Origin of the sequence: Kaistia soli DSM 19436 (assembly GCF_900129325.1) — a bacterium.
Classification (GTDB): Bacteria; Pseudomonadota; Alphaproteobacteria; order Rhizobiales; family Kaistiaceae; genus Kaistia; species Kaistia soli.
Map to the genome: position 1 here is coordinate 15,249 of NZ_FQUP01000002.1, position 12,363 is coordinate 27,611.

10 protein-coding genes are annotated in these 12,363 nt (G+C 64.3%); 4 read left to right on the forward strand and 6 right to left on the reverse strand.

Annotated features, from left to right (window positions below; translation table 11 throughout):
• Window positions 1-18: 18 nt before the first annotated feature.
• The gene (locus BUB39_RS09515) at window positions 19-246 is read left to right on the forward strand and encodes a hypothetical protein (RefSeq protein ID WP_073052927.1); all 228 of its coding nucleotides are present in this window, start codon (window positions 19-21) and stop codon (window positions 244-246) included.
• Between the two features lie 151 nt (window positions 247-397).
• A complete protein-coding gene (locus BUB39_RS09520) occupies window positions 398-2,959 on the forward strand; it encodes a membrane-bound PQQ-dependent dehydrogenase, glucose/quinate/shikimate family (RefSeq protein WP_084527205.1) in 2,562 nt (853 codons plus the stop codon).
• Window positions 2,960-3,041: 82 nt separating this feature from the next.
• On the opposite strand, the gene BUB39_RS09525 is transcribed toward BUB39_RS09520, so the two are convergent.
• From BUB39_RS09525 to BUB39_RS09545, 5 genes are all read right to left on the reverse strand, one after another.
• Window positions 3,042-3,836: a TIM barrel protein gene (locus tag BUB39_RS09525; protein WP_073052928.1), complete on the reverse strand. Its 795-nt coding sequence runs from the start codon at window positions 3,834-3,836 to the stop codon at window positions 3,042-3,044.
• Complete coding sequence (locus BUB39_RS09530; protein ID WP_073052929.1) at window positions 3,833-4,753, reverse strand: sugar phosphate isomerase/epimerase family protein; 921 nt, start codon at window positions 4,751-4,753, stop codon at window positions 3,833-3,835. The genes BUB39_RS09525 and BUB39_RS09530 overlap by 4 nt, the downstream gene beginning before the upstream one ends.
• Window positions 4,754-4,782: 29 nt before the next feature.
• On the reverse strand, window positions 4,783-5,616 hold the full coding sequence (locus BUB39_RS09535; RefSeq protein ID WP_210187057.1) for a carbohydrate ABC transporter permease: 834 nt from the start codon (window positions 5,614-5,616) through the stop codon (window positions 4,783-4,785).
• Window positions 5,613-6,506 carry a carbohydrate ABC transporter permease gene (locus BUB39_RS09540; RefSeq protein ID WP_073052930.1) on the reverse strand — a complete coding sequence of 298 codons (894 nt, stop codon included), beginning with the start codon at window positions 6,504-6,506 and terminating at the stop codon, window positions 5,613-5,615. Before BUB39_RS09540 ends, BUB39_RS09535 begins: the two co-directional genes overlap by 4 nt.
• A gap of 125 nt (window positions 6,507-6,631) precedes the next feature.
• On the reverse strand, window positions 6,632-7,900 hold the full coding sequence (locus BUB39_RS09545) for an extracellular solute-binding protein (RefSeq protein WP_175561809.1): 1,269 nt from the start codon (window positions 7,898-7,900) through the stop codon (window positions 6,632-6,634).
• A gap of 266 nt (window positions 7,901-8,166) precedes the next feature.
• Between BUB39_RS09545 and BUB39_RS09550 the strand changes: the two genes are divergently transcribed.
• Together BUB39_RS09550 and BUB39_RS09555 are read left to right on the forward strand one after the other, a co-directional pair.
• A complete protein-coding gene (locus tag BUB39_RS09550) occupies window positions 8,167-9,822 on the forward strand; it encodes a GMC oxidoreductase (RefSeq protein WP_073052931.1) in 1,656 nt (551 codons plus the stop codon).
• Window positions 9,823-9,942: 120 nt separating this feature from the next.
• Window positions 9,943-11,040 carry a LacI family DNA-binding transcriptional regulator gene (locus BUB39_RS09555; RefSeq protein WP_073052932.1) on the forward strand — a complete coding sequence of 366 codons (1,098 nt, stop codon included), beginning with the start codon at window positions 9,943-9,945 and terminating at the stop codon, window positions 11,038-11,040.
• 78 nt (window positions 11,041-11,118) lie between these two features.
• On the opposite strand, the gene BUB39_RS09560 is transcribed toward BUB39_RS09555, so the two are convergent.
• Window positions 11,119-12,126 carry a LacI family DNA-binding transcriptional regulator gene (locus BUB39_RS09560; protein WP_073052933.1) on the reverse strand — a complete coding sequence of 336 codons (1,008 nt, stop codon included), beginning with the start codon at window positions 12,124-12,126 and terminating at the stop codon, window positions 11,119-11,121.
• Window positions 12,127-12,363 lie beyond the last annotated feature (237 nt).

The window sequence follows — 12,363 nt, forward strand, 5'->3', positions numbered from 1 at the left end:
CTTCTGTGGGCGCTCAGCATGGGCGGCCAGAAGTTCTATTTGATCTGGCGTTATGTCGATGGCACGGCCAAGATCAAGCCGGCCGCAAGACCATCGCCGTGTTTCCGCGGCAACGGAACGCTGATATACTCCACTGTCCATATCCCATGCCGCCTCGACAAAGCCCTCGACGAGGCGCCGAAGCGGGGGTGGCTGGTCGTCGATATGAAGACGGATTGGAAGCTGATCTTTCCGTTCCAAAAGTGAGTGGATCGGCCGGGTCGGCCATGCGGCGGCTCGATGAGGCTCCGCCGCGAGGAACTTCGGCTGAGCGGTGACGTTGCCAGATTGCGGGTCTGCTTTCGCGCCTGCGCTCGCCTTCAGGCGACGCGATCAGGCGTATTGCCTGCGGCCCGAAATGAATGGCACGCTCATCATGTATCGCATCTTCCTATCGCTCCTGACCGCTATTCTGGGGCTGGCGCTGCTTCTCGGCGGCATCTGGCTCGCCGCCCTCGGCGGCTCGTGGTTCTTCATCCTGCTCGGCGCGCTCGTCCTGGCATCGGCGCTGATGCTGTTCAATCGACGATCCGAGGGGCTGGCGCTTTATGGCCTAACACTGCTGCTGACCCTGGCCTGGGCCATCTATGAGGTCGGCTTCGATTGGTGGGCGCTCTCGTCGCGCGGCAGCCTGCTGGTGGCGATCGGCGTCCTCCTGCTGATGCCGCCGATGGTTTGGTCGCTCCATCAGAACGGCGTTGGCCGGGCGCGTTATGGCTCATCGAGCGGCGTGCTCACCTTGTCGATCCTGGTGGCAGTCGTCGTCGCCGGCTATTCGATGTTCCAAAGCCCTCATGACCAGCCGGGCGCCTTCTCGGATGAAGCGATGGCCGCGACGCGGCCGGTCGAAAGCGGCGTCCCGGATGGCGAGTGGCACGCCTATGGACGCACCGAAGCGGGGCGCCGCTATTCGCCGCTCGACCAGATCACACCCGCCAATGTCGACAAGCTAGCGGTCGCCTGGACCTACCACACTGGCGATGTCCGCGGCCCTGAGGATCCCGGCGAGGCGACGTATGAAGTCACACCGCTGATGATCGATGGCACCGTCTATATCTGCACGCCGCACAGCTTGGTCATCGCGCTCGACGCCGTGTCGGGCAAGGAGAAGTGGCGGTTCGACCCACAGCTGAAGCAAACGCTCAAGCAGACAACCCAGCATCTCACCTGCCGCGGCGTTTCCTATTACGACGGCAGTGCTGCGGCGGCTGCGGCTGCTCCGGTTCAACCGTCCGCTGCGGCGGCTGAGCAGCTCACCGATGCCCAGCGGGTCGCCAGGAGCGCCGCCGAGGTTACTACCGAGGCGGCTGGCTTGCCGCAGAATGTCGTCACCGGCCAAGCGTCTGCAGAGACTCCCAATCCGGTCGTCACGCGCAAGCCGGCATCAGCGCCGGTAGCCATCGATCCGACCTGTGTGAAGCGCCTATTCGCGCCGACTTCGGACGGCCGCCTGATCGCGCTGAGCGCCGAGACTGGCAAGATCTGCCCCGGTTTCGGCGGAGAGAGTGGCACGATCAATCTATGGGCGAACATGCCGAACGTAACGCCCGGTTCGGTCTATTCGACCTCGCCTCCAGTCGTGACCGATAAGCTGGTCATTGTCGGCGGTACGGTGAACGACAACGTCTCCACGACTTCGCCTTCGGGCGTCATCCGCGCCTATGACGTCAATACGGGCGATCTCATCTGGAACTTCGATTCAAAGAACCCGGACGCGACGGCGCCAATTGCCAACGGCCAGACCTATTCCGCGAACGCGCCAAACTCCTGGAGCGTGTCGAGCTATGATCCGAAGCTCGGGCTGATCTATCTTCCGATGGGCAACGAGTCGCCCGACCAATATGGCGCCGGGCGTAGCGCCAGCGTCGAGAAGTATTCCTCCTCGATCCTGGCGCTCGACGTGAACACCGGCAAGCCGGCCTGGGTATTCCAGACCGTTCATCACGACCTCTGGGACATGGATGTTCCCGCGCAGCCGAGCCTCGTCGACCTGACCATCGACGGAAAAGACGTTCCGGCGCTCGTCGCACCGACCAAGCAGGGCGAGATCTTTGTGCTGAATCGCGAAACGGGCGAGCCAGTCCTGCCGGTAACCGAGGAGCCAGCGCCGACCGGCGCCGTCAAGGGGGATACGACGGCGCCGACACAGCCTGTTTCCAAGATTTCGTTCAAGCCAGAGCCGCTGCAGGAAAAGGACATGTGGGGGGCGACGCCTCTCGACGCACTTGCCTGCCGGATCGCCTACCACTCGCTCGACTATAAGGGTCGGTTCACACCGCCGACGGAGAAGGGCTCGATCATCTATCCCGGCAATTTCGGCGCCTTCAATTGGGGTGCGGTTGCCGTCGACCCGAACCGGCAGGTGCTGTTCGCGATGCCGGTCTATCTCGCCTTCACCTCACAGATGGTGCCGCGCCCCAACACGACGGACCGCGTCGTCACCAAAGCCGGCGAGGACGTGTTCAACGAGAATTTCGGCGCGCCTTACGCCTCCAAGATGGGCGCCTTTCTCTCGCCGATCGGGCTGCCGTGCCAAGCACCGCCCTGGGGCTATGTCGCGGGGGTCGACCTGACGACAGGCAAGACGGTCTACAAGCATGTCAACGGTACTGTGCGTGATCTCTCCCCGATCCCATTACCGTTCAAGATGGGAGTGCCCGGCATCGGTGGCCCGATCATTACGAAGGGTGGATTGGCATTCCTCAGCGGCACCCTCGACTATTATGTGCGCGGCTATGACCTGAAGACCGGCGAGGAGCTCTGGCGCGCCCGGCTGCCAGCCGGTGGTCAGGCGACGCCTTCGACCTATCAAGGCGCCGATGGCCGGCAATATCTTGTCGTCGTCGCCGGCGGCCACGGTTCGACTGGCACCAAGGCGGGCGATGCCATCATCGCCTATGCGCTGCCGAGGGGCAGCTAGGGCCCAGAGCGCCCTTCATCGCGAGCCGGACTGGCTCCAGCTCCGACAATATCGGAGGTCGGTCATTGCGTCATGACCGGTCTCAGCCCGAGGCAAGAGCCTGTCTCAGCAAGGATTGCGCGCCCCGATAGAGCAGGTCGCTCTCGCCAAGCGGCATTGCCTCAATCCCGACATGGCCGTCGTAGCCAGCATTGATAAGCCAGCGAAGTTCGCCGACCCAATCCTCTGTTCCTGTGCCAAATTCGTGGCGCCCCGGGACGTCGGCTGCCTGGACATGGCCGATGCGCTCGACATCGCCCGCGATTGCCCATCCGAGCGGCTCGCCGTTCAGGATGGCATGATAGCGGTCGTACAGCAGACGCACATTCGGCCGATCCAGCGCACGCACCAGCCCGAGCGCGCTCGCCGTGTCCGGCAGCAGAGCGTTCGGCCCCTCGAATTCGCGATTGACCACCTCGACCAGGAGTTCGACCGGTAGCGTAGCAATTTCATCCGATGCTTGCGCGAGCGCTTCGGCGGCGATGGCGCGCTGCTCGGCGATGTCCTCACCCGCGACAACATCGCCAGCGAGGACGACGACCTTCGGCGCACGGAGATCGACAGCAATATGGGCCGTGTCGCGGACGCGCCGGACGAATTCGGCATGCGATTGGCGGTCTGCGAGCTGGCATTTATTCCGCCAATCCTCGGCGCAGAGCGTCAGCAGCCGCGCACCCGTCGCATCGAGCGCCGCCGCCAGCGCGTCAAGCGGCTTGTCGCGCCAGTCCCAGATCTCCACGGCCGGAAATCCCGCATCGACAGCCGCCCTGACACGGTCCGGGAAGGGGCGATCCCCCTCCCCGAAGGCGAGTTCGATGCAGACGCTGAAATCGATCATGACCGCGCGCGCTCGACCACGGCCCGCCCGGCCCTGAGCGCCGCAACGGGATCCGGCGCAGCGTCCAGCTCAAGCAGCACGGTTTCGCAGCCCGGCGTCGCGAGCATCGCCTCCGACCAGCCGTTCCAGTCGACCACGCCGGCGCCGAAATCGACCATGAAGCGCTGCTGCTGCGTGAAGATCGTGTCGTCGATCACCAGATTCTCGGTGATCTCACCGACGGCGTCCTTCCAGTGCGCGAGGATAATGCGCTGATTGTAGCGCCGTGCGGTGCGAACCGGGTCGCCGCCGCCAAGCGTGATGTGACAGCTATCCGGGCAGAGCCCAACATAGCGCGGATCGGTGAACGCCATGAAGAGGTCGATGTCGCGCTCATACCAGAGCGCGCTATTCGACTCGGTGTGGACCGCGAGCTTGATGCCTTCCGCCGCGACGGCCTCGCCGATGGCATGGGCAATGCCGGCAGCATGGCTCATGAAAGCCACATCGATGAAGAGCGGCGGCCGCACGCCGACGGTCCGGCGCATCGGCAGACCCGTGACGAGAATCTCGCCGCCGGCTTCAGCGAGAAACGCTGCCCGGCGCTCGGCATCGGCGATGATCGCGGGCAGGTCGGCGTTCTCCGACCAGGCCGGAGCATCCGCCATGAAGGCGCTGACGACGGTAAGCCCGCGTGCTTCGAGCGTGCTGCCGAACGCCTTGGCGCTGCCGAACGCCTTCAGGACATTGTCGATGCTGCCCGGTCCGAATGTCAGCTCGATACCGCTCACGCCCGCCTCCGACAGGGCCGCCATCACCTTGTCCCAGAACGCGTCCGGCTTCGACGAGGCGAAGGCGTTGAGCTCATCCGTCGTGTCGAGGCCCCAGAAGGCCGGCTGGTAGAAGGTGATCATGTCGGTTGCGAACAGGGTCGTCATGGGAGTTTTTCCTCTTTTGGGGCGGAGGGCTATTTCAGCCCGGTGGCGGCGATGCCGCGAACGAAGTAGCGCTGCAGGAAGACGAAGAGGATGAGCACCGGCAGCAGCACGATGATCGCGCCGGAGAGCAGCAGGCCGTATTCGGTCGACTTCGCGCCCTGCGAGGCGACGGCGAGACCGACGGGTAGCGTGAACGTGTCCTGGTTCTGCGCCACGATCAGCGGCCAGAGGAAGTAGTTCCAGGAGTTCAGGAAGGTGATGATCGCAACCGTTGCGATGGCGGGCCCCACCAGAGGCAGGAAGATGCTGAAGAAGATACGGAACTCTCCCGCGCCGTCGAGGCGCGCGGCCTCCAGCAGTTCGTTCGGCACTGAAAGGGCGAACTGGCGCATGATGAAGACGCCGATCGGCATGACGGCGATCGGCAGGAAGATGCCGGTGAGCGTGTTCAGGAGCCCCATCTGCACGATGATGAAGAACGACGGCACGAACAGCGCGATATAAGGGATCATCATCGCCGCAATGATGCAGCCGAAGACGAACCGGCTGCCCCTGAACGGGATCTTGGCCAGCGCATAGCCCGCGAGCGACGAGAAGAAGACGTTAGAGACGACGGTGAGACCGGAGACGACGAGCGAATTGCCGAGATAGGTGCCAAACTGCCGACGCGCGAACAGCTCAACGAAGTTGCTGAAGTCGGTGAAACTGCGCGGCAGCCAGGCGCCAGGCGCGGCGAGAATCTCCGCCTGCGACTTGAAGGCTCCGAAGAACACCCAGGCGAAGGGCAGCAGCATCAGCCCCGCCACAAGCGTGAGGGTCGCGTAGAGAGCGACTGTGCCGCGGGAGGTTCCCTCGCTCATCATGAAGCAGCCCTCAACATGCGCAGTTGCAAAATGCCGAGGACGGCGACGATGACCAGCATCACATAGGAGCCGGCCATCGCAGAAGCGATGTTGCCATGACCGAACTGCTCATAGACCCAGAGCGCGACTGACCGCGTCGCGCCGAGAGGACCACCCTTGGTGAGCAGATAGGGCTCATCGAAGATGTTCATGTAGGAAACCGTCATCAGCACCGTCACCAGGAGCGTCGCGGGCTTCAGGAGCGGCAGCGTGATGTGGAGGAAGCGCCTGGGCGCCGAGGCGCCGTCGATTGCCGCGGCTTCGTGGACATCGGCGGGAATGCCCTGCAGCCCGGCGAGGAACAGCACCATGCAGGTGCCGACATTGCGCCAAGTCGTCAGCAGGATGACCGTTGTGATCGCCATGTTCGGATTGCCGAGCCAGTTCGGTCCTTGCAGGCCAAGCTCGGCGAGAAAGGTGTTTACCGGACCCCGCAGCGTGAACGCGTACTGCCAGATGACAGCGGCGGCGACGATGTTGGTGATGACAGGCAGATAGAACGCCGCGCGATAGGTGGCCCGCAGCCTCTTGATGCCGCTGTTAAGCGCCAGCGCCAGCGCGAGACCGATCGCCATCGTCAGCGGCACGCCGACAACGACAAATATCCCGGTCGTGACCAGCGACTTCAGGAAGCCGGCATTGGTCAGGACGCGGGCAAAGGTATCGAGGAAGGTGAAGTGCACCTGGAGCGGGTGCCGGATATCGGCGACGCCGATATCGGTGAAGCTGTAGATGAGCGCGATCAGCGCCGGAATCGCCGTGAAGACGAAGAAGATCACGAGGAAGGGCGCGACGAAAATCCAGGCCGTCGCGGATCGCCATCCTGACGGCTGGCGGTGCCTGATATCCACGTGGCTCAAGGCAAAGTCTCCACGGTGAGCGGAATGGCGATCGCCGGCGTATGGCCGCTTCTGTCGCCTCGAACGCGAAGGCGGGGCTCGGAGCCGGGACTGTCCCCGGCTCCGCCGAAGGTCGGCTATTTTCCGAGGCCAGCCGACTCGGCAAAGGCCTGGACGTCATCCAGCACCTGCTTGGCCGTTGCCTGGCCCCGGGCGACGAGTTCCATCTGCTGGCCCATATAGGTGCCGACCTGATTCCAGGTCGTGACCTGGGGAATGTCGACAGCGGTCTGCAGGGCCTGACGCTCGGCGTCCAGTAGCGGGTTGCCGGCGATCGCCGGATCATTCCACGCAGCCTTCACCGCAGGCAGGCTGCCGAAAGCCTTGTACCAGGCGAGCTGGGTGTCCGGCTGCGTCAGGTAGCGGACGAGCTTCCAGGCGGCGTCGGGATTCTTTCCATCCTTGAGCACCGCGAGGCTACCCGAGCCAAGTGCCGAGAAACTGCCGGCGGGACCGGCCGGCATCGGCGCGGTTGCGAGCTTCGCGGTGACCCAATCCTGGCCGTTGGCCTGTACCAGCCACCCCTCGAACCAGGGTCCGATATCCTTGCTGGCGATCTCGCCCGAGGTGAACCACGGCACCGTGTCGAGGAACTTCGGGCCGTCCGGCGAAGCGAGGCCCTCCGTGAACAGCGAGCCCCAGAATTCGAGCGCCTTGATGTTGGCCTCGGAATTGATGGTCCACTGCTTCCTGTCGGCGCTCAGGAAGCCACCGCCGGCTTGATAGGCAAATTCGTTGAGGCCTTGCGCGTTGTAGATGTCGTAGCCGACATCGGCGGAAAAGCCCCATGTCGCGCCCTGGTCCTTCATGGCCTTGGCGAAGGTCTTCAGCTCCTCCCAGGTCTTCGGCGCGGAGAGACCGGCCTTTTCCGCGAGATCCTTGCGATACTGGAACATCGTGGCATAGGCGTCCCACGGCACGCCATAGGCGACGCCGTCCCGCACATTCGTCTCATAGGCGCTGGCGAAGAAGTCGTCGGCCTTGACCAGCCCCTCGGGGACCGGCGCGAAGGCGTCGGTGGCCATGAGGCTCGCTTGGCTCTGCGAATAAAGACGCACGATGTCGGGCACCGTGCCGGCGGCGATGGCCGTCAGCAGTTTGGCGTCAAACTGCTCCGATGGGATCTGCGTGATCTGGACCTTGAGGTCGGGATTGGCCTTCTCGAAATCGGCGAGGAAGGCCGGAAGCTTGTCGCCTTCGGCACCACCGATCCAGATCTGCAGCGCGCCCGTTGCCGGTGCGTCACCGATCGCCGCTGCCGACGCCCCGGCGGCTAGGCCGAGCGATGCGGTCAGGGCCGTTGCCGTGAAGAAGGCTGCCGCACGGACTAAGCGTTTTAAGGACATGATACCTCTTTCTCGAATGCGGGATGGGTAAGGCACGTCTGGTCCTGCGGCCGTCGCGCTGGCTTCTTGCACGGGGACCGGATTCTTCTGGCAATCGATTGCCATTCGCTAATCCATTGCATATGCTCTTTTTGTACGCAAGCCGGATTTGTGCGCGATCGTTGGGCAGTTCGCCTAGCGAAAGCGCTGCACCCGGCGCAGATTCCCGCCTTTGTTGCCCGGAGGTTCACAAACCGGGCCGCCCTTCCTGATGGAGCAAGTCTGCGATGACTGAGATGGTGTTCGATGCGCTGGTCATCGGATCGGGTGCCGCAGGGTCGTTTGCCGCGCGCGAACTGACCGCGCAGGGTCTCAGAGTCGTGCAGCTTGAGGCGGGACCGGAAATCGGGCCGGGCCATTTCGATGCAACGAAGAATCCCCGCCAGACGGAAATCAATCTCTGGCAGCGGGCCAAGGCGACGGCGCTCGGCCAAGCGATCCAGGCCCGAGCCGCCTTCTTCGACGGACGGATGCGGCGCCTCTTCGTCAGCGACCGGCAAAATCCCTATTCGACGCCGCCCGACGCACCGTTTCTCTGGATCCGGGGGCGGCAGGCCGGGGGCCGGACCCATACGTTTGGCCGCGTGCTGGTGCGCTGGACAGATGACGATTTCAAGATGCAGAGCCGTACTGGCAAGGGGGTCGACTGGCCCATCGACTACCGGGAGCTGGAGCCCTTCTATGAGGAGGTCGAGCGCGTGCTGGAGCTCTATGGCCAGGTCGAAGGCGCACCGACCATGCCGGACAGCATCTATGCACACCGGTCCGAACTGACCGAGGCCGAACGCCTGTTCAAGCAGGCGGTCGAGACACGATGGCCGGAGCGCCGGGTCGTCACATGGCGCTATCTCGGTCCCGAGCCGACGCGCGTGCTGAAGCCTATGCGCGATGCGCTCGCGAGCGGGCGGCTCGCCATCCGCTACGACACCATCGCCAGCAAGGTCCTCACGGACGACAGCGGCGTGAGGGCCGTCGGCGCCGAGGTCATCAACGCCCGCACCGGACAGGTCGAAACACTGCGCGCACGTTCGGTCGTCGTCTGCGCCTCGCCGATCGAAAGCGTCCGGCTGCTGCTGAACTCGGCATCGCCGCACCACCCGACCGGGCTCGCCAATAGCTCCGGCACGCTCGGACGCTATTTCATGGACCAGATACCGGTCGTCGCTGCCGGCGTCTTCCCCGCGACGCGCGGCGCCTCGACGGCCGATACCGCGCCGGCGGACCCTTTCTACCGGCCGTCGGGCGGCATCTTCCTGCCGCGCTTCATCGGCCCGGATGGCGCTTCTGGAACCGGCGACTTCGCCTTCCAGGGAACCGTTGGCCGGAACCAGTCGCCGGCCTCGCGTCCCTCGCGGTTCAGCTTCTTCGGCTTCAGCGCGATGGAGCCGGATGCCGACAACCGCATCACGCTCGATCCGCGCCGGAAGGATCGCTGGGGCATCCCGATCCCGCATATCCGCTGCAAGATGGGCGCCATGGATGCGCAGACAGCCAGGCAGGCCATGGCAGCGCTCGAAGAAACCGTCGAGGGCGCCGGCTGCGAGGTCGAATTTGTCGGCTCGCCTCTCGGGCTCAATGAGAAGGGCCGCGGCGCCTATCCCGATGCGGATTGGTTCAGCCGCACGGCCTTCCGAGCGCTTTTCCGCCGGACGATCGCGATGGGCGCGGCCATCCACGAGACCGGCGGTGCGCGGATGGGCAGCACCCGCACCAACTCTGTCCTCGATGGCTTGAACCGGAGCTGGGATGTTCCCAATCTTCTGGTCACAGACGCCAGCGCCTTCGCCGGCAGCGGCGTCGCTGGGACGACCCTGACCATCATGGCGATGACCGTTCGCGCCTGCCGGCATCTCGCGAGCCAGTTGAAGGAAGGGCGCCTCTAGCCTCGGCGGCCAGAGGTTCAATCGAGTCACGGCCACGCGACGCGCCTGAAACCGGCAGAAGCGCTATAACGTCCTGACGATTCGTGACAATTCAGCGCCTTCGGGCGCGACGAGGAGTCGATGCCGAAACAGAAGGACAGCCGGACGCCCGGCCCCTCCATCGCGGATGTGGCTCGGGAGGCAGGCGTCGCCACATCAACGGTCAGCCGCGCGTTGACCGTCCCCGGCCGGGTGGCTGAGCCGACGCGGCTCAAGGTCGAGGCGGCGGCGCGCAAGCTTGGTTATACGGCTAACCAGACCGCACGAAACCTGCGCGTCGGCACGTCGCGCACGATCATGATCGTGCTGCCGGAGGAGATCTATACCGGCGCCTCCCAGACCGTTTCGGAGGTGCTGCGGGCGACGGCAAAGAGCCTCACGGCACGGGGCTTCTCTCTGCTGATCGCCAATGTGTCGCGCGAAGCGGAGACCGATGCGCATATTCTGGCGGTCGCACAGGGCGGCACCGTAGCCGGTGTGCTCCTGATGGCCGCCGACATCCCGCGGACGAACGGGCGCAGTCTCACGGATGCGGGCTTGCCGATCGTCTCGCTGCATTTCGATCTCTCGGGTGAGGCGATCCCGAGCGTCGTCAGCAATGATCGCGAGGCTATCGCAGAAGGGACCGCGGCATTGATCGCGCGTGGCCATCGACACTTTCTCTATATCCGCGGCCGCCTCGGCAATTACCACGAGATCGAGCGCCTCGCAGGCGTTCGTGGGGCCATCGCCGCGGCTGACCTGCCGGCCTCGGCGCTGAGACTTCATCAGGGCGATTTCGAATTCAGCGGCGGCATGGCGGCGGGAGAAGCGTTCCTGGCCATTCCCGCGGCCGAGCGGCCGACCGCCGTCATTTGCGCCAATGACGATACGGCCATCGGTTTCACCAAGACCGTCGTCGACGCCGGCGTCAGCGTGCCGGGCGACGTGTCGGTGCTCGGCTTCGACGGCGCGGCGATCGCCCCCTTCCTTACCCCCTCGCTCTCGACCATTCAGCAGGACACGGCCGGGCTCGGTGGCCAGGCCGCCAATCTCGTGATGGACAGGGTGCTCGGCGAGCCTGTCGATAGCCACCTGTGCCTGGTGGTGCCCTGCACGCTCGTCATGCGCGACAGCGTTGGCCCCTGTCCCGAGCCCGGAAAAAGCGCCGACAACAGGGGAACTGCACAGAGCGCGTGATACGGATCATGGGGAGACGAGACTGTGGGCAATGAACCTCCAGCAGATCGAACCGGCAGCCCGGATGCGTCTCGGCGCTCACGCCCTTAGATCGGCGCAAGACTCGCCGAGGACGATCTTCGGCGGCAAGATCATGCGTCGCGGCGGGATTGACGCCTGGTCACGGCTTTCAATGCGTTCGAGCAGCCAGTCGATCGCGATGGCGGCAAGTTCCTGCAGCGGCTGCACCGCCAATGTCAGGCGCGGCTTGACGAGGCCCATCCAGGGCACGTCGTCGATGCTGGTCAGCGAAATGTCCTGCGGACAGCGAAAGCCGAGATCGGAAATCGCCTGCAGGGCCCCGAGCGCCATGACGTTGTTGGAGGCGAGGATCGCGGTCGGCCGTTCGACGCCGGTGAGCAGCCGCACGGTCTCGGTGTAGGCCTCGCCGCCGTCATAGTTGGCGAAAAGCACGAAGTCGGGCTCAATCGGTGCATCGGCCCGCTGCATCGCCGAAACGAACCCCTCGAGGCGTCGCTCGGTCGTCCACAGTCCCGGGTTACCGCCGATGAAGGCAATCCGGCGATGGCCGAGCCGCAGCAGGTATTCGGTCAGAATTCGACTGGCTAGGACGTTGTCCGTGCCAACATAGTCGAGCGACAGACCCTCAATATACTGATCGAACGTGACCATCGGGATGGTAATCGAAGCGAGATAATTGCGATAGTCGTCGCTGATTCCCTGGGGATTGATAAGGATGCCTGAGACCCGCTGCGCCGCCAGCAACTCAAGCGCCGTCCGCTCCAAGGCGACTCCGCGTGAATTGGAGACGATGACGGCGCGATTCGCCGCCAATGCGTGCTTCTCGACGACGATAAGCCAATTGGAAAAGAAGGGATTGGTGATGTCGCCCGGCACGAGGGCGATCAGCCGACTGCGCCCGTTCTTGAGGCTCTGAGCGAGCGCGTTCGGTGCATAGCCGACGGCGCGCGCCGCCTCGGCGATCCTGAGCTTGGTCTCGTCGCTGACTCTGCCTTCGTTGAAGGCCGCCGAAACGGTCGAAATTGAAACGCCGGCCCGCTTCGCCACGTCACGGATGGTCGCCATTTTACCCCTTCGATCCGAACCGGTTCGCTGGACCTTTTCCCAATGCTGAAAACCCTAGTCGATTCAAGCGCCGGGAACAAATACCCAGCGTTTATGCTGCATTGCGAAAGCCTCGGGTCAATGAATGCTGCACGTTTTCAGGCATTGCCAAGCAGGTGGATTCGGTGCTTAGTTCGATTTGTCGAAACGGTTCGGCAATCACCGTTCGATGGATCGTCCCGTGGCGGGCCGGTCCGG

Bases quoted from the DNA above. Each gene is read 5' to 3' on its own strand.
- BUB39_RS09515 (WP_073052927.1), top strand. From the start codon at position 19: ATGGGCGGCCAGAAGTTCTATTTGATCTGGCGTTATGTCGATGGCACG.
- BUB39_RS09520 (WP_084527205.1), top strand. From the start codon at position 398: ATGAATGGCACGCTCATCATGTATCGCATCTTCCTATCGCTCCTGACC.
- BUB39_RS09525 (WP_073052928.1), bottom strand. From the start codon at position 3,836: ATGATCGATTTCAGCGTCTGCATCGAACTCGCCTTCGGGGAGGGGGAT.
- BUB39_RS09530 (WP_073052929.1), bottom strand. From the start codon at position 4,753: ATGACGACCCTGTTCGCAACCGACATGATCACCTTCTACCAGCCGGCC.
- BUB39_RS09535 (WP_210187057.1), bottom strand. From the start codon at position 5,616: ATGATGAGCGAGGGAACCTCCCGCGGCACAGTCGCTCTCTACGCGACC.
- BUB39_RS09545 (WP_175561809.1), bottom strand. From the start codon at position 7,900: ATGTCCTTAAAACGCTTAGTCCGTGCGGCAGCCTTCTTCACGGCAACG.
- BUB39_RS09550 (WP_073052931.1), top strand. From the start codon at position 8,167: ATGACTGAGATGGTGTTCGATGCGCTGGTCATCGGATCGGGTGCCGCA.
- BUB39_RS09555 (WP_073052932.1), top strand. From the start codon at position 9,943: ATGCCGAAACAGAAGGACAGCCGGACGCCCGGCCCCTCCATCGCGGAT.
- BUB39_RS09560 (WP_073052933.1), bottom strand. From the start codon at position 12,126: ATGGCGACCATCCGTGACGTGGCGAAGCGGGCCGGCGTTTCAATTTCG.